The sequence below is a fragment of the Paenibacillus sp. MER 180 genome, from assembly GCF_023713665.1.
Classification (GTDB): Bacteria; Bacillota; Bacilli; order Paenibacillales; family Paenibacillaceae; genus Paenibacillus_B; species Paenibacillus_B suaedae.
The window spans coordinates 65,752-91,787 of sequence record NZ_JAMAVT010000013.1; the positions used below are offsets into that span (position 1 = coordinate 65,752).

At 40.3% G+C, this 26,036-nt stretch carries 21 protein-coding genes and 1 pseudogene; 3 read left to right on the plus strand and 19 right to left on the minus strand.

The window, feature by feature from the left end; genetic code table 11:
• Positions 1-14: 14 nt before the first annotated feature.
• From M3661_RS20435 to M3661_RS20465, 7 genes and pseudogenes are all read right to left on the minus strand, one after another.
• The gene (locus tag M3661_RS20435; RefSeq protein ID WP_251488114.1) at positions 15-845 is read right to left on the minus strand and encodes an RHS repeat domain-containing protein; all 831 of its coding nucleotides are present in this window, start codon (positions 843-845) and stop codon (positions 15-17) included.
• 226 nt (positions 846-1,071) lie between these two features.
• Complete coding sequence (locus M3661_RS20440; RefSeq protein ID WP_251488117.1) at positions 1,072-1,947, minus strand: hypothetical protein; 876 nt, start codon at positions 1,945-1,947, stop codon at positions 1,072-1,074.
• Positions 1,948-2,662: 715 nt separating this feature from the next.
• Entirely contained in the window at positions 2,663-2,935 is a 273-nt protein-coding gene (locus M3661_RS20445; protein WP_028531764.1) for an RHS repeat protein, read from the minus strand.
• Between the two features lie 561 nt (positions 2,936-3,496).
• Entirely contained in the window at positions 3,497-4,036 is a 540-nt protein-coding gene (locus M3661_RS20450; RefSeq protein WP_028531763.1) for a hypothetical protein, read from the minus strand.
• Positions 4,037-4,042: 6 nt separating this feature from the next.
• A pseudogene (locus tag M3661_RS20455) lies at positions 4,043-5,074 on the minus strand (polymorphic toxin-type HINT domain-containing protein); the annotation flags it as partial.
• A gap of 75 nt (positions 5,075-5,149) precedes the next feature.
• Positions 5,150-6,385 carry an IS110 family RNA-guided transposase gene (locus M3661_RS20460; protein WP_251488120.1) on the minus strand — a complete coding sequence of 412 codons (1,236 nt, stop codon included), beginning with the start codon at positions 6,383-6,385 and terminating at the stop codon, positions 5,150-5,152.
• A gap of 233 nt (positions 6,386-6,618) precedes the next feature.
• The gene (locus M3661_RS20465) at positions 6,619-7,395 is read right to left on the minus strand and encodes a recombinase family protein (RefSeq protein ID WP_251488123.1); all 777 of its coding nucleotides are present in this window, start codon (positions 7,393-7,395) and stop codon (positions 6,619-6,621) included.
• Between the two features lie 158 nt (positions 7,396-7,553).
• Here M3661_RS20465 and M3661_RS20470 point away from each other — a divergent pair, with 158 nt between their 5' ends.
• On the plus strand, positions 7,554-7,757 hold the full coding sequence (locus M3661_RS20470) for a helix-turn-helix domain-containing protein (RefSeq protein ID WP_171420091.1): 204 nt from the start codon (positions 7,554-7,556) through the stop codon (positions 7,755-7,757).
• A gap of 10 nt (positions 7,758-7,767) precedes the next feature.
• On the opposite strand, the gene M3661_RS20475 is transcribed toward M3661_RS20470, so the two are convergent.
• From M3661_RS20475 to M3661_RS20490, 4 genes are all read right to left on the minus strand, one after another.
• The gene (locus M3661_RS20475) at positions 7,768-8,613 is read right to left on the minus strand and encodes a replication initiation factor family protein (protein WP_251488125.1); all 846 of its coding nucleotides are present in this window, start codon (positions 8,611-8,613) and stop codon (positions 7,768-7,770) included.
• Between the two features lie 1,082 nt (positions 8,614-9,695).
• Positions 9,696-10,376 carry an RHS repeat-associated core domain-containing protein gene (locus M3661_RS20480; RefSeq protein WP_251488127.1) on the minus strand — a complete coding sequence of 227 codons (681 nt, stop codon included), beginning with the start codon at positions 10,374-10,376 and terminating at the stop codon, positions 9,696-9,698.
• Positions 10,377-10,484: 108 nt separating this feature from the next.
• Positions 10,485-11,720 (minus strand): IS110 family RNA-guided transposase, encoded by a 1,236-nt coding sequence (locus M3661_RS20485; RefSeq protein ID WP_251488129.1) that lies wholly within the window; start codon positions 11,718-11,720, stop codon positions 10,485-10,487.
• A gap of 228 nt (positions 11,721-11,948) precedes the next feature.
• Positions 11,949-12,725, minus strand: a complete 777-nt coding sequence (locus M3661_RS20490; RefSeq protein WP_251488131.1) for a recombinase family protein — start codon at positions 12,723-12,725, stop codon at positions 11,949-11,951.
• 186 nt (positions 12,726-12,911) lie between these two features.
• On the opposite strand from M3661_RS20490, the gene M3661_RS20495 reads away from it, so the two are divergent.
• Complete coding sequence (locus M3661_RS20495; protein ID WP_021259370.1) at positions 12,912-13,121, plus strand: helix-turn-helix domain-containing protein; 210 nt, start codon at positions 12,912-12,914, stop codon at positions 13,119-13,121.
• 253 nt (positions 13,122-13,374) lie between these two features.
• On the opposite strand, the gene M3661_RS20500 is transcribed toward M3661_RS20495, so the two are convergent.
• The 6 genes from M3661_RS20500 to M3661_RS20525 all read right to left on the minus strand — a co-directional run bounded on the left by M3661_RS20500 (position 13,375) and on the right by M3661_RS20525 (position 18,688).
• Positions 13,375-14,280 carry a hypothetical protein gene (locus tag M3661_RS20500; RefSeq protein WP_251488133.1) on the minus strand — a complete coding sequence of 302 codons (906 nt, stop codon included), beginning with the start codon at positions 14,278-14,280 and terminating at the stop codon, positions 13,375-13,377.
• Between the two features lie 75 nt (positions 14,281-14,355).
• Positions 14,356-14,979 (minus strand): helix-turn-helix domain-containing protein, encoded by a 624-nt coding sequence (locus tag M3661_RS20505; protein WP_251488136.1) that lies wholly within the window; start codon positions 14,977-14,979, stop codon positions 14,356-14,358.
• 174 nt (positions 14,980-15,153) lie between these two features.
• Positions 15,154-15,639, minus strand: coding sequence for a hypothetical protein (locus tag M3661_RS20510; protein ID WP_251488138.1), 486 nt, complete (start codon positions 15,637-15,639; stop codon positions 15,154-15,156).
• A gap of 4 nt (positions 15,640-15,643) precedes the next feature.
• Positions 15,644-16,264 (minus strand): M91 family zinc metallopeptidase, encoded by a 621-nt coding sequence (locus M3661_RS20515; RefSeq protein ID WP_251488141.1) that lies wholly within the window; start codon positions 16,262-16,264, stop codon positions 15,644-15,646.
• A 179-nt stretch (positions 16,265-16,443) separates the two neighbouring features.
• A complete protein-coding gene (locus M3661_RS20520) occupies positions 16,444-17,679 on the minus strand; it encodes an IS110 family RNA-guided transposase (protein WP_251488144.1) in 1,236 nt (411 codons plus the stop codon).
• Positions 17,680-17,911: 232 nt separating this feature from the next.
• Positions 17,912-18,688, minus strand: a complete 777-nt coding sequence (locus tag M3661_RS20525) for a recombinase family protein (protein WP_251488147.1) — start codon at positions 18,686-18,688, stop codon at positions 17,912-17,914.
• Between the two features lie 168 nt (positions 18,689-18,856).
• Between M3661_RS20525 and M3661_RS20530 the strand changes: the two genes are divergently transcribed.
• A complete protein-coding gene (locus tag M3661_RS20530; protein WP_251488151.1) occupies positions 18,857-19,072 on the plus strand; it encodes a helix-turn-helix domain-containing protein in 216 nt (71 codons plus the stop codon).
• A 6-nt stretch (positions 19,073-19,078) separates the two neighbouring features.
• Here the strand turns inward: M3661_RS20530 and M3661_RS20535 are convergent, their stop codons facing one another.
• Both M3661_RS20535 and M3661_RS20540 read right to left on the minus strand, forming a co-directional pair.
• A complete protein-coding gene (locus M3661_RS20535) occupies positions 19,079-19,924 on the minus strand; it encodes a replication initiation factor family protein (RefSeq protein WP_251488154.1) in 846 nt (281 codons plus the stop codon).
• An 817-nt stretch (positions 19,925-20,741) separates the two neighbouring features.
• Positions 20,742-25,799, minus strand: a complete 5,058-nt coding sequence (locus M3661_RS20540) for an RHS repeat domain-containing protein (protein WP_251488155.1) — start codon at positions 25,797-25,799, stop codon at positions 20,742-20,744.
• Positions 25,800-26,036 lie beyond the last annotated feature (237 nt).

Here is a 26,036-nt window from a genome sequence, read left to right on the forward strand (position 1 = left end):
GAGTCCATATCCCATTATTCCATATCTATAACCCTTAATATATTTCCGTTCTTATCGTAACGATAGTATTTGTTCCTGCCATCAGCCCCGATCCACTGCATCAAGCGACCATTTTTATCATACACGTATTCATCCAAAACCCTTGTTTTGTTTACTTTAATGCCTTTCAATTCAACAGGATGTTTTCCATACCAGTAAACTCTGAATTCCAGTGCGTGCCCCGGATGTTCATTTCTGAATTGAACATTTAAATCTTGAAAATGATTGATAATAAACTGCCCTTGATATACATCCTTCTGCTGAATAATCTCTCCTGTATCAGCATCGTATATGTCAAGCCTTACGACAGGATCTTTGCTATCACTGCTATTCTTTAATTTCATCGACCAAGTGCTTATCCATGTCCCGATTTCCATACCTTTTTCATAGGGCCCGAAACTCATATATCCTGATTGATCCTGTTGAGGCTCCACAACCCATGCATTCTCAATAAGCTTTCCTGTTCTATGCCCCATTGCCGGATCAGACATATTCCACACTTTCCCGAATGAACTTGGATACGTTCCCTTCATTTGAAGGTTCCTCATTTTGATAAATGCATTGCCATACCAATAGGTCCGGAACTCCAATCGGTGACTCGGGTTTACTTGGACGAATCTCAAATTAAAACTTTTATATTCATACGGACGCTCAAATTCTTGCCGTCCGATTTCACGGAAGGATAGGATCTCATTTGCATCAACATCAAACACCTCTAAACGAACTACTTTTGCGTTATCTGCCGAATGATTGTCGATCATTAATGGCCAATTGATTTCCCATGTTCCTACAGGTACATCCTTCACGTAGGGTCCAAAAGTCAGAAATCCTTCGCTGTCTTGCTGCGTATTCGCTGACCAGCCCTCTTCATCTAATCTACCAGTTCCGTGCCCAATCACAGGCTCTGATAAACTCCATGTTTTCTTATAGACTATATTTGTAGATTTGCCTATGGATATATCTTTGGCCGTAACCTTGGCTACCCCGTACCAGTAAATCCGGAACTCTAATCGGCAATCCGTTGATATATTGTCAAATGGAATTTCGAAAATACTGCGTTACATTAGAATAGAGGAATTGCTGCCTCGTCACTTCCCGTGACGATAAAATCTCATCTGCATCGGGATCATAGACTTCCAAGCGAACTATTTTCGCATTATCCGCAGAGTTGTTATCGATTATCAATGGGAAGCTTACCTTCCATGCTCCTAGCGGGAGATTCTTCACATAAGGTCCAAAGCTTAAAAAACCTTCCTTATCCTGCTGCATATTGGCTGACCAACCCTCTCCATCTGCTCTGCCAATTCTGTGACCGAGTGCAGGATCGGACATCTTCCATGATTTTATAAAATCCAATTTTGCTGCTTGATGGACAGCCACATGATTCACTTGAAGTGTGGTTTCTCCATACCAGAAAACCCTAAATTCCAATCGTTGTTTTGGTTTTGTTTTCATAAACTTCAAGTAAAAATCCTGATAGCCATGAGATTTAGAAAATTGATAGCCTGTAAGCTCTTGAAAAGCCAATACCTCATTAGAATCAGGATCATAAACTTCCAACCGAGCAATTTTAGAGGAAGCATTTATACTACTGGACACCTTCATAGACCACGTTGCAGTCCATTCTCCTATATCGAGATCATCTACATAAGGTCCAAAAACTAAAAATCCGGGCTTATCTTCTGGAGGTATAGCTATCCAATCATCTCCTTGTGCTTTACCCGTACGATGTCCGATATTCGGAGAAAGCATTCCCCATTTTCTAACTTTATCACTCGTTGAACCTAACTCAATATTTAGTTTAGAAGACTCTTTGGCATCTGCTGAATGCTGTATTAGCGAAGCCAGCGCGACCAACAAACAAATACAAACAATACATTTTACGATCATATGAATATGACGCAGCATTAATAGCAACCATCCTTATTTGTGATTTAATTAAACTTCTACTCTCAACTCTACAGGGCAGCCAAGAAAGTAAAAGAGCCATCTTCCTGCTAGATTATCGGAATAGCTGTCTACGTAAGTAGCGGAAGAATTCGTAAAAACAGCATACAAAGAATACATGCTCCAACCATTAATATGTAATCAAGTTTTGGGGCGCGCTATTCCCTGAAGATGCTGTCATTTATTTTAGGATTAAGAATGAGCTTTCCAATGCTCAACCAACCCAGATTCCTTGCCTGAAATCACCTTATATATGTTAGCCTGCACTTCAGATGGTGAAAGCCTGTAATTCCAAATTCTCATCTCACCAAGCTTGCCGCTAAATCGATATAGACTCTTATCGCTGTTTTCTGATATGAACGCTGACGTCGTCGCTGCAACAGAATAGGACGTATTTCCTTTAACTGCGGCTAAATTTTGCTTACTCCGTTAATGTATAATCATTATCAACCGCGTTAGGTATACCGTTATAGAAAGTTGCAGCTACGTGCACCTAACGATTACGTAATGTGGCCGAAGATATGCCTATAATGTTGCTTTCACCAGTGTTAAAATATCCGTCTGCAAACCAAAGTGCATAATGGGTATTCCATGAAAACGGCATGACAGAATTAGTTCCATCCCATTTCATCCAAAACTCCACCGTATTTTTAGCACCTGATGTTTGGTATACAGATCAATTCTGCATCATGCTCTGATCACTCCCCTTAAAATGGAGAGTAGATAACTTATGCGTTATGTTCCCGTTGTTGTCATAAACGAAGTCTATACTTTGTCCAGCAGTGGATTGAGCATCATTTAACCGTCCAGCCCCATCATATGAATACTTACTTTCAACATTTGCAGCAGAAGCTTGGACGTTACCAATCTGTAATACCATACCGCAAATAAATAAGATTGCACACATCATCAAAATGATGCGTTTATTCTGCCTTGCTAACCAATTCATTCTTATTCTCACCTTTCTAATCCAACCTCCCAAGCTATTTATTGCTACTCTATTACGTATCACCATATTGCACCAGTTAATATATGTTATTTCAAACGTATATACAAAGACTCCTTTCAACAATCGAATTCGCGCTCTCTCTTTGGAGTTTAATTAGTAATGGTTGATTCCGGCAACAACCATTACCAGATTGTCTGCTCACTATAGTAGTCGGACTATGTACCCCTTAAGTTGCGATATTCTCTTTCTCGCCCTCCTATCAACTTGGAAGGACTGTTCGTTTCGATTTTATTTACAATCTCAATTTATTTCGGAGAAAATGTGAAATAGCGAAGGTATGGTATTTACATCAAAACACGGTGGCATCTGGTGATTTTGGAGTTATGACAATGAAAGAGGTTTGTCATAAAGGGGGATATTATTAAACACTTTATACGTGCGTACAACCATATTGGAAAAATATCATACGGTTCTTTCGGGACATGCCGCCCAATTCATTCGGCAGGGGATGGGGGTAAAAGAAAGACCTTGAAGGCGTTCCCCCTCAAGGTCTATAAATATCTATTGGCTTACTTTTTCGAGCATTGACTGTAATTGAACTAATCTTTGGCTCATACTTATGAAAGGGTTTATTTGGGCTAAGTCTGAAATAAATTTCTTCGTATTAATAATCACCTCTTCGATAAACTCCTCCCTTTTGACTGTAATGTCTCTCCATTCGGGATAAACTCGATTCTCTAAAGGCTTGGTAATGACATACTCACTAATGAAGCTGTCCGACTGAATCACACTCACAAGCAAGTCATTATCAGCAGAAATAAACTCAAGCCATGTATTGTAAGATTCTGTGTCCTTTATCGCTACATACTTCGTATCATCTATTAGCAGACATACTTCTAATAAATTTGATAACCAAGTTGAAATAATGTCAAAACCCTCTTCACCCTCTGCCAGTTCCCTATCATGGCAATAACCATAATCAACTGAATGTAGGTTTAACTGAAAGAAGCCCTCAATTCCCCCTTCCTTTTCAATTTGCTCTAAGTTCATTTTTTTCCAGTGACTCTCATCAACAATAATTCGGTATTTTATCTCAAACAAATTTGATTACCTCCCGAAATCAGCCGGAGTTAACTTATGTTGACCAAATGCTGTATCAAATTTCCCATCCTTGAAGAAAATTTGAATGGTCTCACCCTTATATGAGTAATTATAGTAACCATTTGTGAATCCCTTACTAATTGCTTCATTCGCGCCGTTTTGAACACCAGTTATAATATCTTCCTTAGTCCAACTAGCGTTAAAGAATGAGTTTTTATTCAACTCTGCTGCTAGTGCTTTATCCGAAAGATGCGGTACTTGGTTGGCAAAATCGCTCGCAATATGCTTTCCGATGTGTTGGATATTATTACTACTTAAAGTAAAACCACAATTAATGTTGTGAACCCAAATCCCTAAACTGCTTACAAAGTAAGTATGGAAATCAGCAACTGTAAAGTTGTACACCTTTACTTTTTCATCATGATGTACAATTTCAATGTTTTCAATCTTTAGATGGTTTCCGTTACTTTGTACTAATTCATCTCCCACCTTCAAATCAATAGCAAGAACCCAACCCTTGCCTTCAACCCAAAATGGGTGATTATTAGTTGTCTCAATTAATTGATTGCCCACCGACAGCTTGTAGGTAGTATCTTTCTCGTTACGATGAAGGGCAACAACTTCCTTGTAAGCCTGTTCACCTGTCTCTTCATCCTTGGCGAGAACCTTATCTCCGACTTCAATGTCTTCGATATTCTTCTCCCCTTCGTCTGTTAATACCTTCGTCCCTGCAGTAAAGCAATTGCACTTTGCAAGTGCTTTTGTAACTTTACTAACTTTGGTTCCTGCTTTAATTATTTTTGCCGGAGGAAATAATCCCAACAACACAAGTCCCTTATCTGCTAATGAGCTATTAGGATCCAACATGGTATTTACATCATCTAGTACAAAGAAATTAGCGCCTTCAACTGCCAATGTTTTACCTGCCATCGGTATCCCAATATGTCCACTCGGATCTACGTATTTCAACGGATTATTCGATACATACGTATACAAATTTAAACTCAGCGGATTCTTGATTTCCCCTTCATACGTATCCTAGTTAATAAAGCGTACTATATTCAATAAAAAGGACGGTAACCGTTTTCCAATCACCGCCCAACATTAGTTATATCAACTTGCTTGTTTAATGGGTACTTCTGGAATTGTGTAGACTGCTTTATTCTTCATTAAGCAATAGATGACGTTAACCAGTTTACGCATTATACATACAATGGCTTGCTGCTTAGTCTTTCCTGCCGCCATTTTCTGCTCATAGTAATGGTAGAAGTAAGGATTACGCGGCTCTCGTTTCCCACGTGTGACTGCTATCTGTCGAATAGCAAGCGCTTTAATGATATCGTGAAGTTCACGATTGCCTTGCTTGCTCTTATAATTACGATGCTTGTCCCCTGATCCAACTGAAATCGGTGCAACCCCCGCGAATCGCGCAAGTTTGTCTGGATTAGAGAAACGATGAATATTACCTATCTCAGCCACCAATTCTGCCGCTGTTACAACATCTATCCCTGTCATAGATTCCAATTGAAAACCCAGTTCCTTCATAACGTCTTCAATCTCTTGTTCGATCCGAGTCAACTCTTTCTTATAGAAACGTATATTCCGTACCAGCCGTTTCACTATGAAATCCCGTTTATCTTGAAAATCCCGATATGCATCTCCGTCCTCAGCAATAAGATGGAGTATTTGCTCTGCTTTCTTGATCGATAGTCCATTATTGCTTAACTCTCGAAGGTATTTCGCTAGTTCCTCCGCCCCGACACCTGATAAATGCCTTGATGAGGGGTACTTGTGCCAGAATGCTAACGCCGTCTTTCCATCTACTTCAGAAAAGAACTTCTTATAACTTGGGTAATGGTATCCAAGCTGCTGATGAAGACGTTTCACTATTCCGGACAGGTTTTTAGCTTGCCATTTACGCTGAGTAACTAGCTGACTTATTGCCCAATATAAATCTACGGGCTTGGCATCTGGTAAATTCGGAAGTTCATCTCTTAATACCTTAGCCACACATTCCGCATCCCATGAATCAGATTTCTGAACGGTAACATGGCTCTTACGCCTTGCATTTGCTAGTTTGGCATTGACCTCTTTCACCCAACACCCTTTTTCATTCAGGTAAACAGCTAACGCTCTGCCGTATCCGCCCACATCTTCCAAACCATATACAACTGATAGCCCATTCTTCGTATATTTTTTTAATTTCTTCTCAAGCTGTGAAAATGCGGAAGGCTTGTTATCAAACTTGATTTCATCTAGCTTCTGATTCCAACAATCGATGATAACTGCTGTATGATGCTGTTTGTGCAGGTCTACGCCCACGTAAACAAGCTTATCTGGTTGAATCATTACTCTGTTCGCTCCTTATATGAATTGAATTTTATTGAATGATTACAGATAGATTAGAACTGCATAAGACCAAGTAAGCAATATATAGAGAATCGTATGCACAAAGTTCCAACCCATACGTAACCACCCAATTTGGATGGCTTACAGCATGTCTGTAAATCAGGTCGCATCCTCAGTTCGAGCGGACAAGCCGCAAAGATACGCTAGCGAATTCTGATTCCTTCTATGCTTCGTTAAATGATTGCTTGGTGCAACCCTACAGCTTCAATATCTCCGTAACGGTACAAACCTTGATACAATTCCTTGCGGTCTAGTATCCGCTTCACTTGTACTTTCGTAAAACATTTACCTTGTTTCGTGGTGTAGCCTTCCAGATTCAATTGTGATGCTAATTTAGACAATGACCAAGATTCATACTGATCTCGCAAGTCGAAGAGCCTTCTAACAACTTGAGCCTGCTTATCATGGACTTCTATGCTTTTATGTCCTTTACGGGCTTTGTAACCATATGCCGCCCGTCCTCCTGCATATCCTCCTTGCTGTGCTTTCTTGTTACGTCCTCTACTCAGCTTTAGAGCTATTTCAAGTCGTTGATATTGGTCAAGTAATTCCATTAACCCATTAATCAGAAAATCATTAGGATCTTTCTTATGTATAGAATAAGTCGGCTGCTCAATGCTCTTCACATCTACGCCAAACTTCTTAAATTCACGATGAACCAACACTTTTACAATGTCAGACCGCCATAAACGGCTTGTATTGAGGACAACCACAGCGTCATAGGTTTGGGTAGCTAAGGCAGATAACATGCTCTGAAATCCAATTCTGTCCACTTCAAGAGCATCCTCATCCACCTTTGCCCCACTGATACCTTCATCTGTAAAGATGTCCTGCAAGTTCCATCCTTGCTCCTGACAATAAGAGCGGATTTCATCTTGTTGATACGTTAAACTGTAGCCATCCTTGGCCTGTCCGCTTGTTGAAACCCTGACGTAACCGATGACATTCATGCTGTTTCCTCCCTGCCCGTTACGATAATTGAGATTATTGTAACGCTTAGTAGATACAATCACATTATATATCTACTAAGCGATACATTCAATAACTTTCATCATCGTTTATTTCTTCGTATAATAAAAGTAGATTGTCCGAAGAAAGAAGGTTAAACATGCCTGTAGTTGTTAAGCTAAAAGATATCCTTGCAGAAAGGAACATGTCACAGCGTGAACTAGCCAGACTTACAGGGCTAAGACCTAACACGATTAGCCATTTATGTTCAAATGAAGTTGACAGAGTTCATCTAAGCACTTTTGAAGTTATCTGTAAGACACTCGATATACAACTTCATGAATTAATTGTCATGGAGGATTAATCCAATTAGATTACGCTACTGGTACTTTACTCACAACACCAACTAGTATTGCACATGGTATTGCAATCGCATTTTCCCATTGCTCCGCCGCAACGCTATCAAAGTCAAGAGTAGGACGTGTCCTCATTTCTTTTTCGATTTCCCTACGATAATATCCAGTGACTTGTCGTTGCTCAAGGTCACCGTTCATTATTCCATTAATTCTTTCGAGTAATTTGGGTTTAAGCTTCTCAAGTGAAACCAGATGAGAGCACAAATAGTACTTGTTAAACGAGGGAGGATACTGAACCAACATGTGGAGCGGTATCTTCTCCGTAGGAGCGTAAACAATTTCAAACCTCGTTAATTCTCCCGATATTTTCTTCCCTTGCTTCTCTGCTTTCTCTAATTTCTTATCGTAAACTCTACAATATCCTGCGACTTGCCGTTGATGCCTCTGATTGGAATATCGAGTCCCCTTCCAAGTGTGCATGTTCCGCCCTGTTAGAGATAATGTAAACAATTCAGTTATAGGTAACGGAATATCGAATGCTACATCGCATCGAACAAACAAAACATCACGGCATACTTTTCTCAAAGGCAACAGCCATGACTTGAAATGAACTAAACTTTCAGGATGACATTCAATTCTTAATACGTTCTTTCTTGACTTAGGAACAAAGGCAAGCTGATAAGAAATGTGTAAGTAATGACCTCCATCCCTCACATGTAAATGATATTTAAACCCTTTCTCCTGCAAATTGAACCTAGCATTAAAATGGGTACGTAAAGTTGAGTGAAATTGGTTGAAGAAATCCCAAAATACATCCGTAAAATCTACTACAATTCGATCAATTGAAACTTTTATGTCTTTCATATTCAGCCCCCAACCCGAAATTTTTTAACGAATTTCGGACTATATTAGAGGGCAAGGTGGCTAGCCTTCACATTGCCTTACCTGTTCTATGTTAACTGGCACGTTACCAAATTGTTCTTACAGAATAAACATCGCTACATATATCCAGATATTTGTTAAACAAAATGATATTTTTTGTTGTTACTCCACACCCTAGTAGTCGGACTATGTATCTTCAAAGTTGCGATATTCCCTTTCTCGCCCTCACTATTAGTTTGTAAGGACTGTTCATTGCAATTTTATTTACAGCATCAATACATTTCGGAAAAACTATGAAAAAGCGAAGGTAAGGTATTTGCATCAAAACACGGTGGTATCTGATGATTTCGGAGTTATGACAATGAAGGAGGCTTGTCATAAAAGGGGATATTATTCAACACTTATATGTGCGCACAACCGTATAAGAAAAATATCATACGGGGTTGATGAGGGTTAGGTTCTTTTGGGACATGCCGCCCGACTCATTCGACACTGGGTGGGGCATCCACCAAAGAAAAAACCACAATACTATAGCAAGCCGCATTGTGGTTAAACAAAATTCTTACTATATAGAGTTTAATTTAAAAATTTATTTACAGCCTTGATCATCACTATAACTGTCTATATCATCTGTACCTTTTTTTAATTTATATAACTTTGGGGTAACAAAATAAGATAAAAATACAAATAACAAAATAAAAATTACTGTGATTATGAACAATAGAAACCTAGTAACAACGATACTGTTTACTTCATCCATAATGTATTTTTCTAGTTTATCACCGTAGAAAGCATCCAGATAATAACTCAAAAATATACCAGTAATAAAACTAGTGTAAAAATAAACTTGTCTTTTCCAAGGCCATACATACAATTGTGAACATTTACATTTATGCGCCTTCCATTGACCACTAAAAATTAGCCATTTCAATGGAATCGGATTATTACATTGAAAGCATCTTAATTTTCGCAATTAGATAATCTATCCTCCTCTCATTTATCGTTTTATAATTTAGATTCAATTGTAGTGACATTTAGTTCTTTCTCTATGAAGTTTTTGATGTTTACTTGAAGTAGTGCTTGTGCTCTATTTTACCTGACGGGGCAATATCAATCATAAACATAGAGCGTACACCTCCCTTTTTATTGTAGAGCCAGAATACTTCTCTATTAAATGTGCCCGACTCTGTCTTTGGTGTAAATTCAGTTATCCCTGAATGTTCTGTTGCAGCCAGAGTAGTAGCCACCCAGAGACCCGCTTTTACCCCACCCGTAGTGATACCTAAAACAGTGTTAACATAAAATCCCGAAAGGAAGTTTTCAACCTTAGCTTCTGATTCTGACTTTTCAAATGAGTACCTAACCGCTTTAAATGAAGCACCCATCTTCTCATAAAATTCAGCACGCTCGGCATACATATTTCCATTTACTATTTTATTTTCATCATAGTAAAATCTTTGCGTGTTTCCAGTAATACTTATATCGGCATACTTTCTGAATATTGACTTATAAATAACTTGAGTATCTTTTGACACAAGATAATGTGGCATTGTATTACTGTAGACTGTTTCATTTTTCGAAATACCATTGGCAAATTTAAAGGTCACATTATATCCTATGGTTTCCTTTCCATGAACAATTGTTCCCCCGAAATCACTAACAAAATCAGAAACTCTACCATACTCATGACCTGTTGGATCACTATAGATCAGAGGATTATTTGCCACATACGTATACAAATTCAAACTCAGCGGATTCTTGATTTCCCCTTCATACGTATCCTAGTTTATAAAACGGAACTTAGAATAAAGAAGGTGGCAACTGGCTCTCTCAACCAATTACCACCAATTATATCATCCTACTTGCACTCTCGGAATCGTTGGCATCTCATAAGCTGATTTCTTCTTCATCATGGCGTAGATGATATTAATCAGCTTCCTCATGATACATATAATGGCTTGCTGCTTTGTTTTCCCCTCGGACATCCGCTGTAAATAGTAAGCATGAAAATAGGGATTCCTCGGCACTCTTTTAGTGCGAGTAACGGCGATCTGACGGATAGCAAGGCTTTTGATGATGTCATGCAACTCTCGGTTTCCTTGCTTACTTTTATAGTTGCGCGACTTATTTCCTGAACCAACCATTACTGGAGCAACACCAGCAAAACGAGCCAGCTTATCCGCTGTTGGAAAACGATGAATATCACCAATCTCTGCCACAAGTTCCGCTGCTGTCACAATATCTATCCCTGTCATGGATTCAAGTTGGAAGCCAAGCTGTCCCATCAACTGCTCGATTTCAACTTCAACCCTAGCAATCTCTTTCTTGAAAAAGCTAGCTGACCTCACCTGACTGACCACAACCGAATCACGTGAATCTTGAAAGTCACGATACGTATCACCATCAACGGAAATAAGAGATAATATTTGACCAGCCTTCTTATGGGAAAGCCCATTATTGCTATGGCTTCGCAGAAACTCAGCTAATTTTTCCTCTGACAAGTCATTCAATTTGTGCGGTGAAGGATATGCTTCCCAGAAGGCTAACGCCGTTTTACCATCAACTTCAGAGAAGAACTTCTTATAGCTTGGATATGGGTAACTAATCTGTTGATGTAGTTTCTTTACCGTTGCTGTCAGGCTTTTGGCAAACCATTTCCGCTGCGTGACAAGCTGACTAATCGCCCAGTACAAATCGATCGGCTTAGCATCAGGTAATCGCTCCACTTCATCTCTCAATACCTTTGCAACACATTCAGCGTCCCAACTGTCAGACTTCTGAACCGTCACATGGCTCTGTCTTCTAGCATTTGCTAGTTTGGCATTGACCTCTTTCACCCAGCATTGATTTTCTTTAAGATAGACAGCCAACCCTCTGCCGTAACCTCCTACATCCTCAAGCCCATAGACAACCGACAATCCTTTTTTGGCATACTTCCTAACTTCCTTAACGAGCAAGGGAAATGCAGACGGCTTATTATCGAATTTAATTTCTCCTAACTTTTTGCTCCAACAGTCAATAATGACGGCTGTATGATGCTGTTTATGTAGGTCAACTCCTACATAAACAAGATTCTGCTGCTCAATCATTTTCCTCCGCTCCCTCTGTATTTGAATTGTTACTAATGAGTTTGATTCCAGTTCAATCAAGACTCGTTGCTACTCAGACACTTGCTCCGTATGTATCAGCCCATTAGTAACCACTCAAACGAGTGGCTAGAACAACAATGGTTAAATAAGTTTGCATCCTCAGTTCGAGCGGTCACTGCCGCAAAGACACGTTAGCAATATCTCATTTATCTTCAATGCGTTCCTTGACTAAATAATTGCTTGATGCACTCCATCTGCTTCGATCTGTCCGTAACGATACTTTCCCTGATAAAATGCTTTACGGTCTAGGATTCGCTTCACCTGTACCTTGGTGAACATCCTTCCTTGCTCCGTAGAGAACCCTTCTTCATTCAATTTCTCAGCTAATGCCGATAATGACCATGTAGGATACTGCTCTTTAATACAGAATAATCGTTGAACAATGGCTGCTTGCTTCTCGTCAATAACGATTTTCTTTGAACCTCGTTTCCCCTTATAACCAAAAGGAATACCGCCACCTGCAAACTTGCCTTCAGATGCTTTCTTATTTCGCCCTCTACCTAATTTCATTGAGATTTCTAATCGCTGGTATGCATCCAACAATTCCATAAGACCGTTAATCAAAAAGTCTGATGGGTCTTTCTTAAATATGCTGTATGTTGGCTGCTCGATGCTTTGGATGTCAATGTTGTGCCTTTTCAATTCACGATGAACAAGCACTTTAACTAGATCACTTCGCCACAATCGGCTAGTGTTTAGAACAACCACGTAATCAACCTTATTGCTAGCTATGAACGACATCATATCTTGAAAACCCTCACGTTCGACTTCTAAGGCTTCTTCATCCACCTTCGCACCACTTATGCCTTCATCGGTAAAGACATTAACCAGATGCCATCCTTGTCGTTCACAATAGGCTTTGATCTCATCTTGCTGGTAAGACAGGCTGTAGCCATCCTTCGCTTGTCCTTGTGTACTAACCCGAGCATAACCTATGACATTCATTGGATTACCTCCCTGTTAACCCTAGCGTTACACGAATTAGAATTAATGTTACGCTAAAGAGTTATACTCTTAAAAGTATATAACCATATTGTATTACCTTTAAGCGTATATATCAATGCTAGGGGGGATAGAATATGATATAGTACGGTTAAGAGTATGATGTATTTAGTGGAGGATTACATTCCCATGAAATTAAAAATTAGATTGAAAGAAATTCTAGCCGAAAAAGGGATTTCTCAGCGGCAATTATCTTTACAGATGAATATTCGACATGCAACGATTAATCATCTATGTTCCGACTCTGTTGATCGGGTTTATATCCGAACGTTAGAAGCCGTTTGTGAAGCTTTAGACATTTCGATTCATGAACTAATTGTTGAAGATCAGGAAGCATAGACATTTAAAAATTCATCCATAGTCGGTCGCTGGATGTGCTATGCCCTTTTCTCCAATTCATTTCAAGCCTTTGGGTATAAACCATCCCCCCGATAACAGTTATCGTGATGGTAAACATTTTTTTATGTAGTGGATTGATTTCTCTTAGTTTTCACGTACAATTATAATTATGTTATTTTTATTTCATCCATCATCATGGACTTTTTATCGTTATCGGCAAAATAACGTGTCCCTGTCTGAGAGGATGTGTTTCCTAGCTGTTTATAGCTAATGGACTTAGGCAGTTCCCTTTGGGAATTGTCATTTTTTTTGCCGTGCTCTTGCGGATGGCATAGGTTGACGGTTTATATATCTGCCTTAGCGTTGATTCATCAAACATGCGTTGCAGCATTTGGAAGCCAAGCATGGTTTCGATCTTGGATATGTTCTCTTTGTTTTCCATCAACCAAGATAAACCTATGTTACTAGCTTCTGCTGGATATTCGATCTGACCAAGCACCTTGTCTGTCATGTAGTTAAAGAATGGCTTGGCAATCAATTCAATGGCTTTCCTTGTAGTTGCATACTTTTTCATGTCGCTATCGCTCGGATTGACTTCAAGTCGCAATATCCCCTTGGCACGCTCGATAATGTCACTTGACTCCTTAGCTTTCGTAACTTGCTTATGCTTGTCATAGAACATGATTCTACTACTCTTATTCCAATATTCTACAGTCTGATCTTGGTTGTACATAGTCGTTTTCTTATAGGCTAACTGCTGTTTGCTGAGTAACCTCACGTAATCACCAACATTCTTACCAACTTGAAAATTCCAGCAAACATCACATCGACTGACCGTCCATTCGGAATGTGGAATATGAATATGAAATAACTGGTGTATTCTTTCTTGTAATCTATCGAAGAATAGTGATATATCTTCTTCTTCCAACATAGTTACATTGTCTCCATAAAGGAACTTGGGAATGGAGACTTGGATATGTAGGGTTTGACTACTCTCGATATATTTTATATATGGAATTTGTTTATCGTAAATCGTATAACTTGTATTTAACGCACCTGTTTCCTTGCTCAAAAATGTAACAGCGTTGCCCTTAAGCTGATTCAATGTGCCTGAATCAATGGCAACGGGTCTTACTTTCAATCTTACGGTGTCAAACATATGTAACCTTCTTTCTATTTTTAAGATAATCTAGAATCTTGGATGTAATTAGATATGTTATAAGAATGGGCGACATTAGTCCTCTTTCGGCTGAAACTTGTTTTTATGCTTCTGATAGAACACTTCTACATCGTCCAAGAAGCCATTCTCGATCAATTGCTTGTACTTAGGCTTGTAACCTCCAAACATACTGTTTCGTTGAGCTAAGTGATACACCAAGGCTTTCATCATCTCTGCTTCTTGCTTTCCTTGACACAGAAGCTTAACGACATCTTGGAAGACTTCAGAATTTTCACCATACTCGTCTTCATTAATAACTTTTCGAATGCTGTCTATTAACTTGGTTTCTTTGCTTTCCTCAAGATAGTCAATAATTCCCTTGTTCTGAGATATAACCTCTGATGTGGTGAACTCTTCACCATTTTCATCAATGCGAGATACCATAACCTCATCAAATACATCCATTCTTCGGAAGTATTGAATCTGAATATCGATCTTTTCGGATTCAGTAAGCTCCTTCTGAAACAGATCAAACTCCTTGATTCCAAAAAGATCAGATAACCGCGCTAAACGCTGCTGCGGTATCTTCCTTCTGCCCTTAATCCAATCTTGAAACGTCTGCTTAGATACTCCAACTTTCTCGGCAACTGTCTTATACTCCATTTTCCATGTATCTGATATAAATTGTAGTCCAACCATCTCATCACCGCCATACCAAGTATGCCTTACAGGAATATTATATTATTGCATACCAAGTATGTCAACAACAAAAAAAACCACATGGAGCTATTACACTCGCATGTGGTAGGAGAAATAAGTACATATTTAATCAGTTAATGTTTAAATATTGAAGGAGATACTGAGCTCTGCGAATTACGACCACCCATGCAGATCTACGGTAATTGGTGACAATAAAATTAGTTGATTAACTAATACATCTAAATCCTCTGACTCATTACCATAGTAGTTCAAATCCATTATTTTTCCTTTGTAATAGATGGACACATCCCACCCATCTGCAATTAATTTTTTTGTGATATTATCGCTCGTTTCTTCGATTCTGTTTGCTGCGTCGAGTAGAACCTTTGATTCTTCAGCAGTCAATTCCCTTTTTTTAGTATCAATTACTTTTCTTAAGTGAAAATCAGACGTTTGATTCTTCCGAACACCCTTTGATACCTCGAGCGTTTTATCTGACCTTACTACAAACAAGTATGTTTCATCGAGTACTGCTGTAGGATATATTGAAATTTTCATTATTACATCATCAACATCTTTCGAAGTATTCCTTAAAAAAAATAATCCTATCAAAAGACATACGATAATCAAAACTAACCCAAAAAGCATATTCTTTTTCACTAGACTAATATGCTCCTCTCAAAGGTAATCCATGCTCTGCTCTTATTTTGTTTTCAGTTATATCACCATTTCTTACATATCTTAACCCGGTAGTGGCTAATTCCTCTTTCCGTATCGTCTGTCTTTTCCTCCAAGTATCCGTATATTTCATCCCCATAAAACTACCTGCTTTTTTATCAATCTGATAAATATAAGTACCCATCGTTTTATAATCGTATTGCGCTCCACGCATTGCTCGATCAGCATGAATCAATTCATGAGCTAAACCAACATAAGAAGGCCGTTTTTGTCCACTAACATTTCCAGTTACAGGGTCTGTAGTTTGTATAGTGGGATTAGATTTAGGATTAAAATAGACTGTTGCATCACTTCCTACTCCATTTGTGGCATTCTTATCATTATCGTTTACCTCGTAGTTCCCTTCTTTTGTTTGAACCACTATTGTAGTCGTATTGTCATCAAGCATCATTCTTGCAAGCAGCTTATTGCCTTGTTCATAACGGAGATTACCCATATCTCCTAGTTCGCCAATCAAAACTTGACCATCTTTAATCGTTAGTTTATGGTCAGTTAATTGTTGTAAGTGTGCTAATATAATCTGCTGATCATTTTCAGATCCAGACACCCTTATTATATGACCACTTGGATCAGTGTACCTCAACGGATTATTATGCACATAAGTATATCCATTCTGACTCAGCGGATTCTTAATATCCCCTTCATACGTATCCTAGTTAATAAAGCGTACTATATTCAATAAAAAGGACGGCGACCGTCTTCTAATCACCGCCCAACATTAGTATATCAACTTGCTTGTTTAATGGGTACTTCTGGAATCGTGTATACCGCTTTGGTCTTCATTAAGTAATAGATAACGTTTACCAGTTTACGCATAATGCACACAATGGCTTGCTGCTTAGTCTTTCCTGTCGCCATTTTCTGCTCATAGTAAAAGTAGAAGTAAGGATTACGCGGCTCTCGTTTCCCACGTGTGACTGCTATCTGTCGAATAGCAAGAGCTTTAATGATATCGTGAAGTTCACGATTGCCTTGCTTGCTCTTATAATTCCGATGCTTGTCTCCTGATCCAACTGAAATTGGTGCAACCCCCGCAAACCGCGCAAGTTTGTCTGGGTTAGAGAAACGATGAATATCACCTATCTCCGCTACCAATTCTGCCGCTGTTACAACATCTATCCCTGTCATAGATTCCAATTGCAAACCCAGTTCCTTCATGACGCCTTCAATCTCTTGTTCGATCCGAGTCAGCTCTTTCTTATAAAAACGTATACTCCGTACAAGTCGCTTTACAAGGAAATCCCGTTTATCTTGAAAATCCCGATATGTATCGCCGTCCTCAGCAATAAGATGGAGTATTTGCTCTGCTTTCTTGATCGATAAACCATTATTGCTTAACTTTCGAAGGTACTTCGCCAGTTCCTCCGTCACGACACCTGATAAGTGCCTTGATGAGGGGTACTTGTGCCAGAAAGCTAACGCTGTCTTTCCATCTATCTCAGAAAAGAACTTCTTATAACTTGGGTAATGGTATCCAAGCTGCTGATGAAGACGTTTCACTATTCCGGACAGGTTTTTAGCTTGCCATTTACGCTGAGTGACTAGCTGACTTATTGCCCAATATAAATCTACAGGCTTGGCATCTGGTAAATTCGGCAGTTCATCTCTTAATACCTTAGCCACACATTCCGCATCCCATGAATCAGATTTCTGAACGGTAACATGGCTCTTACGCCTTGCATTAGCTAGTTTGGCATTGACCTCTTTCACCCAACATCCTTTTTCATTCAGGTAAACAGCTAACGCTCTGCCGTATCCGCCCACATCTTCCAAACCATATACAACTGATAGCCCGTTCTTCATATATTTTTTTAATTTCTTCTCAAGCTGCGAAAATGCGGAAGGCTTGTTATAAAACTTGATTTCACCTAGCTTCTGATTCCAACAATCGATGATAACCGCTGTGTGATGCTGTTTATGCAGGTCTACGCCCACGTAAACAAGCTTATCTGGCTGTATCATTACTCTGTTCGCTCCTTATTGAATTGAATTTTATTGAATGGTTACAGATAGGTTAGAACTGATATGACCAAGTAAGCAATACATAGAGAATCGTATGCACAAAGTTCCAACCCATACGTAACCACCCAATTTGGATGGCTTACAGCATGTCTGTTAATCAGGTCGCATCCTCAGTTCGAGCGGACAAGCCGCAAAGATACGCTAGCGAATTCTGATTCCTTCCAATGCTTCGTTAAATGATTGCTTGGTGCAGCCCTACAGCTTCAATATCTCCGTAACGGTACATGCCTTGATACAATTCCTTGCGGTCTAGTATCCGCTTCACTTGTACTTTCGTAAAACATTTACCTTGTTGCGTGGTGTAGCCTTCCAGATTCAATTGTGATGCTAATTCAGACAGTGACCAAGACTCATACCGCTCTCGCAAGTCAAAGAGCCTTCTAACAACTTGAGCCTGCTTGTCATGGACTTCTATACTTTTATGTCCTTTACGAGCTTTGTAACCATATGCCGCCCGTCCTCCTGCATATCCTCCTTGCTGTGCTTTCTTATTACGTCCTCTACTTAGCTTTAGAGCTATTTCAAGTCGTTGATATTGGTCAAGTAATTCCATTAATCCATTAATCAGAAAATCATTTGGATCTTTCTTATGTATAGAATAAGTCGGCTGCTCAATGCTCTTCACATCTACACCAAACTTTTTGAACTCACGATGAACCAACACTTTTACAATGTCAGACCGCCATAAACGGCTTGTATTGAGGACAACCACAGCATCATAGTTTTGGGTGGATAAGGCAGATAACATGCTCTGAAAGCCAATTCTGTCCACTTCAAGAGCATCTTCATCCACTTTCGCCCCACTGATACCTTCATCAGTAAAGATGTCCTGCAAGTTCCATCCTTGCTCCTGACAATAAGAGCGGATTTCATCTTGTTGGTACGTTAAACTGTAGCCATCCTTGGCTTGTCCGCTTGTTGAAACCCTGACGTAACCGATTACATTCATGCTGTTTCCCCCTCGTCCGTTACGATAATCACAATTTTTGTAACGGTATTCCGTATCATCTCTTTATTATAGTACGGTATACCGTTGCACACAATAGATTTCAAGTGATATTATGATTAGAATACTACTCAATCGTAACGGTAACGCGATTATAAGGAAGGGATAGTTATGCCAATTCGATTACGACTTAGAGATATTCTTAAAGAAAAAGGTATCAGCCAACGCGAACTTGCTCGTAGAATGGAAATCCGCCCAAGTACGGTCAGCCATCTATGTTCCGATAAAGTTAACGCCGCTTACTTCGATACCTTGGAGTTGATTTGTAAGACCTTAGACGTCCAATTGCATGAACTGATTATTATGGAAGATGATGAAGATCAATAATGTCTATTATGCAACTGGAACTTTGCTGACAACGCCGCCCAGTATTGCACATGGTAGTGTTATAGCATCCTCCCATTGCTCCGCCGCTGTATTATCAAAATCAAGCATTGGGCGTTTCCTCATTTCATCCGCTATTTTCCTACGGTAATATCCTGTTATTTGACGTTGTTCTAATTCACCACTCATCAACCCTATTACTTTTTGATGTAGTTTCGGTTTCAACTGTTCCGGTGATATCAGATGAGCACACAGATAATACTCGTTGAACAAAGGTGGATACTGAACCAAAAGATGAAGTGGTATCTTCTCTTTCGGAGCATACACGATTTCGAACCTCGTCAACTCTCCTTTGATTATCTCCCCGTGATTTTCCTTTAGTTCCAACCTTTTATCATAAACTCTACAATACCCTGCGTTTTGCCGTTGATGCCTCTGATTGGAATATCGAGTCCCCTTCCAAGTGTGCATGTTCCGCCCTGTTAGAGATAATGTAAACAATTCAGTTATAGGCAACGGAATATCGAATGCTACATCGCATCGAACAAACAAAACCTCACGGCATACTTTTCTCAAAGGCAACAGCCATGACTTGAAATGAACTATACTATCAGGATGACATTCAATTCTTAATACGTTTTTTCTTGACTTAGGAACAAAGGCAAGTTGATAAGAAATGTGTAAGTAATGACTTCCATCCTTCACATGTAAATGATATTTAAACCCTTTCTCCTGCACATTGAACCTAGCATTAAAATGGGTACGTAAAGTTGAGTGAAATTGGTTGAAGAAATCCCAAAATACATCCGTAAAATCAACTACAATTCGGTCAATTGAAACTTGTATGTCTTCCATACTCAGCCCCCAACCCGAAATTTTTTTAACGAATTTCGGACTATATTAGAGGGCAAGGTGGCTAGCCTTCACATTGCCTTACCTATTCTATGTTAACTGGCACGTTACCAAATTGTTCTTACAGAATAAACATCGCTACATATATCCAGATAGTTGTTAAGCAAAATGATATTTTTTGTTGTTAATCCACACCCTAATAGTCGGACTATGTATCTTCAAAGTTGCGATATTCCCTTTCTCACCCTCCCTATCAGTTTGGAAGGTCTGTTCATTGCAATTTTATTTACAGCATCAATACATTTCGGAAAAACTGTGAAAAAGCGAAGGTAAGGTATTTGCATCAAAACACGGTGGTATCTGATGATTTCGGGGTTATGACAATAAAGGAGGTTTGTCATAAAGGGGGATATTATTCAACACTTATATGTGCGCACAACCGTATAAGAAAAATATCATACGGGGTTGATGAGGGTTAGGTTTTTTCGAGACATGCCACCCAATTCATTCAGCACTGGGTGGGGTCAAAGAAAAAACCTTGAAGGGACTAAAAATCCCAACAAGGTCTTAATTTCATCATACACCTTACTTGTCAAAATCATTTAACCAGTTTTCAACTTAGTTCATTACCAAGTCAGCTATAATTATTATTATACCTATTGGTAATGTAATGAATCCTCCAACTCTAACTGCTTCTCGTGTCTTAACACCGAATGGTTTCATGCTCAAAATTATATCCGGGATAGTAATTTGAAGCAGTGAATAAATCACAGCTACAATCCCAATTAATGATAATGGACTCATTAAGCACCCCTTTCTTCTACCACCCTTTTCCTCCAATCATATCTAACCACTCTTGAGCACTAGGAGCACCCACATACGATGGTAATATTGCACCTTTTTTTCCTAGATTGAATGGTAAGTCCCAAGTTGCTGAATATTCCTTTTCCCCTGAGATTGGCAATAGATATATTTCAGCAGCAGCTCCAATCCCCCCCCCAACAGAGAATTCCAAATATTTCATATCTGATTTAAGGCTAGCCTCGCCGAGAAAAAAGGCTCCATAAGAAGCACCTGCATTTCCTGTCCAACTATTCATTTTCCCCGTTGAATCGTTAGTTTGTGAAAATCCTCCTGTTAAAGATATGTTTGCTCCTCCTTGACCATAAGTTGAGATATAATACAATTTAATTTTATCATCTTTGATTTCTGCACCTAGTTTTCCTCCAATAGCAAGAGATGCCCCCGCTTCTGCCTTAATATATGCAGAAATACCAACAAACTGAGTTTTCCTTATTCGTTCAGCCCATGAGTGCATACTGTTTTGATAACTTTTCCACGTATCTACACTGTTACAGCCCTTACATAACATTCCCGTTCCTTTGCCTGATTTTATTGCTGAAATCTGTTGTTGGGCATATGCCCAGTTATTTTTTGCTTGTGAAATTAACTTGGCTGCTTCATCTGCATCTTTTGGCATCGATAATGTCGCACCGAAACTATCTTTAATATGTCCACTTGGATCTAACCATCTCAATGGATTATTTTCTACATACGTATACAGATTCAAACTCAGCGGACTCTTAATATCCCCTTCATACGTATCCTCATTAATAAACCGCCCTACACTTGGATCATACCATCTTGCGCGCAAATATTGCAGATTCGTTGCTGCGTCCCAATATTCGCCCGAGTAACGGAAAATGTTCGGAACCTGTTCCTCTTGTACCAATGGATTGCCCCAGATATCGTACGTATAGCGGTTCAATACATTGCCTTGTGCATCCCGAATCTCCGTAATGTCGCCGTGTCCGTTGGATACGTAATATTGCATACCTTGTCCTGGAACCTGACGAGCCAGTAGCTTGCCGTAATCGTCATGGACATACGATGCTGTAATCGTGATGCTGCCGTTCCCTTCCACCTTGCCTTCGGCTACGATTTTCGCCCGATCATCGTAGTAGTAACGGGTCGTTACGCCGCCTTCGGCGCGCTCCACCATCAGGTTATCCCCGTTGTAGCGGTAGCTGACAGCTTTGCCATCTTCTGTTGTCACTTGGGTCAGACGGTTGCGGCTGTCGTAAGTATAGCTTGCCCCCTTGATGTTCGGTACCTGATCGCTTTGCAGGGTGCTGCGGTTATCCCGCTGGTCATACGAATATGCCTCATTGAACTGACTTGATGTCTTGATTCGGTTCAGCGGATCGTAGCTGAACTGGAAGAACGCCCCGTTATCATTCTTCGCTATGATGTTGCGATTGTTATCATAGGTATAGCTGTAGTTTCCAAACAACGCATCTCCTTGCTTCTGCTGGATGCCCGTCCTGTTCATTCCATCATAGGAATAGACTTCATTCAGTCCGCTCGAAGACTTCAAATCAGCAATCCGATAGGAGTCATCATACGAATATTCAAATCGAGCCAGCTCTCCTCCGGTGCCATCCATTACTCTCATGCTCCTTGGCACTGAAATCGAGAAAAGTCGCTCCGTCTGACTTGCTAGGCGGTAGGCGCCCGACGCTATAGCTTGCTCTTCGCGCAATCCCCGCTTCTCATAATTGAATGACAACACCGTCTTGTCCGGATACGTAATGGATTCGAGTTCGCCCGATGGGTAATACGCATAGCTTGTTGTCCCTGTCTGATCCGTCATTGTCGTCCGTTTGCCTGTCGCGTCATAGCTATACGAAACTCTTTCGTCCGGCGCTACGACGGCCGTCAGGAAGCCCCGGCTATTGTATTCGAACTGTTGGATCTGTCCCTTCCGATCAATGCTTTTGATCACGCTGCCGTTGCCGTCATAATAGAAGCGTTTGCCTTGCTTGTTCGGATCGGTTTGCTCCAGCAGACGGCCGATGCCGTCATACCGCTTCTGCACGGTATTTCCGTCCGCATACTTGACTTCGACCATATCACCCGACAGATTATACCGATACCGCGTCGTCTTCCCTTCAGCATCCGTAACGGCGATCAATCGTCCCAGTACATCATACTCGTATTTCGTCACATTATGGTTTCCGTCGTAAGCTACCTTAACGTTCCCCGCATAGTCATATTCATAGCGAGCTAACAAAACTTCTTGACCCGACGACTTGATTTCTTCCTTCTTGATGACTCTACCCATAATGTCGTACGTTTCACGCATTCCATTATTTTCTCCGTCGAAGGTTGTCTTGGTGTTTGCCGCATCGTTATAGACAACGCGGTTCGATCTGGAACCAAATTTCTCCTTAATAATCCGATCCCAGGCGTCATACTCGTATTGAATCACGGATCCGTTAAAGTCCCCTTTGCGAATCAGCCGGCCGTTCTCATCATACGTGTGCTGAGCCATGCCTCGCCCATTCGTTTCAGCAATCAGGTTGCCGAGCGGATCGAAATGTTTCTCGATTTGCAGCCCGTTCGGATTGGTAATGAACATCTTATTGTTCTGATCATCATATACGACGGTCGTCTTCGTTCCGTCGGGATGAATTTCGGCGGTAATTCGTCCCAGCTTGTCATACGTATAGGAGGTCTGGTTTCCGTTACCGTCTGTATATTTCGTTGGAAGCCCGCTCTCCGGAATATATTCCATCTGACTTTTGACGAGTTCATTCTTGCCCTCTACGTTCTTTACCTCTACGGCTTGTTCGCTTAGATACATGCTCTTGAATTTAGGGCTGAAGTCTTGATAAATAGTCGTTTCCCCGACATCTCCCTTAATCCGAATCTTAATCGGGTTGCCGGCATAGTCATACTCATAGTTCAATTGTTGGACAATTTCGCCTCGATCATTTTTGGAAACGGCCTGCTTCAATCCCCCGCGATATCGATCGTATTCATATTCAGAGCTCAGCGTCATTCCCTGATCCATCGGCACACTACTACTCTTCATGCGGAACAGCTTATTCTCTACTACGTCTCTGTACTCATAACGGCTTGTTATGCCGATCGGATTCGTTTCCGAAGTCAGTTGTCCCCAATAATCATACTCACGCGTAGTAATACGAGGCGCAGATGCATATCCCTCTTGATAATGCGTCTCTTCAATCCGGGTCGGATTCGGATTCCTTCGGAATCTGTCATATGCATAATTGAACACCTGTCTATCATTTGTCTGTAGATCCTTAACTTCCGTTTTTGTGTTATAGATTGCCGAAGGTTTATCGTACGCAACAAACTGCTTCTCGTACGTATAGGTTGTCGTTTTGTATTTATCGTACACATCCACAGAAAACCTAAAATCCTGCTCGATGTACTTTCCTCCATCACCAATCCCCGCTCTATCTTTCACGTTACTATGATCCATTGTATATTTAAGGGTCATTTCATTCTTTTGTGTATATTGGGATGAACTATAGTAACTGCGGCGAGATTTATATCGCACCACACGTTCCTCCGCGAAATCTCCGATTTTCCGTTTAATCGCGCCATCAAATCCGTATTCCGTAATGGCTTTGGTCGGATGCTCTATTACGCCAAGTGCGATAACCTCGTTCTCTCCCCAATTTACCCTGTATGCTTCAGATCCTTCAGGTATTTCTGAATACGAGCTGACTAAATTAAAAAATAAGGGCTTCCATACGCCATAATCATACTTGGTCGAGCGACCCATTGGATCGATCACTTCTGTTAAAATATCCTGCTCCCGGTACAGATAATCGTTCTTTATTTTTTTGACTCTTTCTTTCTTATAGATCACCCTTCGATCTCCGCTTTGAATAGTAACCGTATGATTTCCATTGTAGGAAATATTCATTTCGTTCTTGCCTTGGTAGTCTCTGGTCGAGCTTTTGATCTGATGCAGAACCCACCCTATGTCCGGCTGATACTTGTATGAGAATTGAATATAGTTTCCATCTGTGTCTTCGATGAAGATAAGATTGCCTATATGATTAAAATATTGGCTGACTCCAGTCGTCTTATTGAGAAGCTCATAAGAGGCTCGCTCATCGGACTGCAATAACTTATTTGACTCCATAAAGACCAAATCGCCGAGCGGATATCCTACCAAACGATCATCTTCCAGCCCGTATGTACCAACACCCGAAATATAAATGTAGCGATAGTTGTTGACCCGCTTTATAAACGAAATATCCCAAATCCATCCCTTACCGAGATGAAATATTTCTTCCTCCTGAGTCGCCTGTGTACTGTTTCTACCGTTTTCGTTTACATAGATATCATCTTTCGCCAAAGAACTGTCATAAATTCTCCGCAGCGCAAAATTCATGCCGTTCGATCCAGGCATAACCATATCCGTGACTTCCACACGCAAGGATCCGTCTACAGGAGAAATATGATCGCTAACGGATCCGACGGAGTAAGGCGCTTGATCCAGCCGGATTGGACGATTGCGTAGTGCTTTCTCATCGTATAGATTATTGCTAAGGAAAGCTAACGATCGCTTCTCCCGTAATCCATACACTTGATCCGTCACCGACGGGCTCTCTTTCCCATAGACCTGTTCCGTTACGCTGGCTTGGTATACAGCCTCTGATACACTCTTCATTTGTTCTTGATGCTCAATTATCGGATCTGGAGCAGGCTTCGGATAGGTGCTGGTCATGAATTGCTCATAGTCTCTTCCCTGCTGCTTTGCTTTCAATCCTTGATAGATTTGATGAAGCTCGTAGCCCTTGAATAGTTCCTCCGTCACCCAATCCCTGGTCACGCCAAAGGTTTCAGTTAAGGAGGTAATCGTAATAAGCTCGTTTGGGTTTAAATCCGTGAATGTTGCGTGCGGACCATATACGCTATCATACACACTTGTAGTTACCGATGGATGATTTTCCTTGTTTGGAATATCAATCGATAACCTATCTTCTGCCGATATCAATGGTATGCTGGTGAACAATAAAGCAAATGCGAGAATGATTGACAACCATTTTTTCAAAATATATCTCTCCTTATCAATTTCTAATTCATTCTTTTCAATCTAGTATTAGCAACATATACCTTTCCTTTTCCATTCGTGCCTGTTTCACTTAGGTGAAAATGTACCCGAACAAGTGCCGCATTAGGAGGAGGAGTAAATTGTCCCTGCAATCTTGTCCAGTCCATAGATGTATTCACATGGGCAGGTGTATCTGCTCCAACTAGCTTATAATTTGGATCAAAATAATGTAGAGCA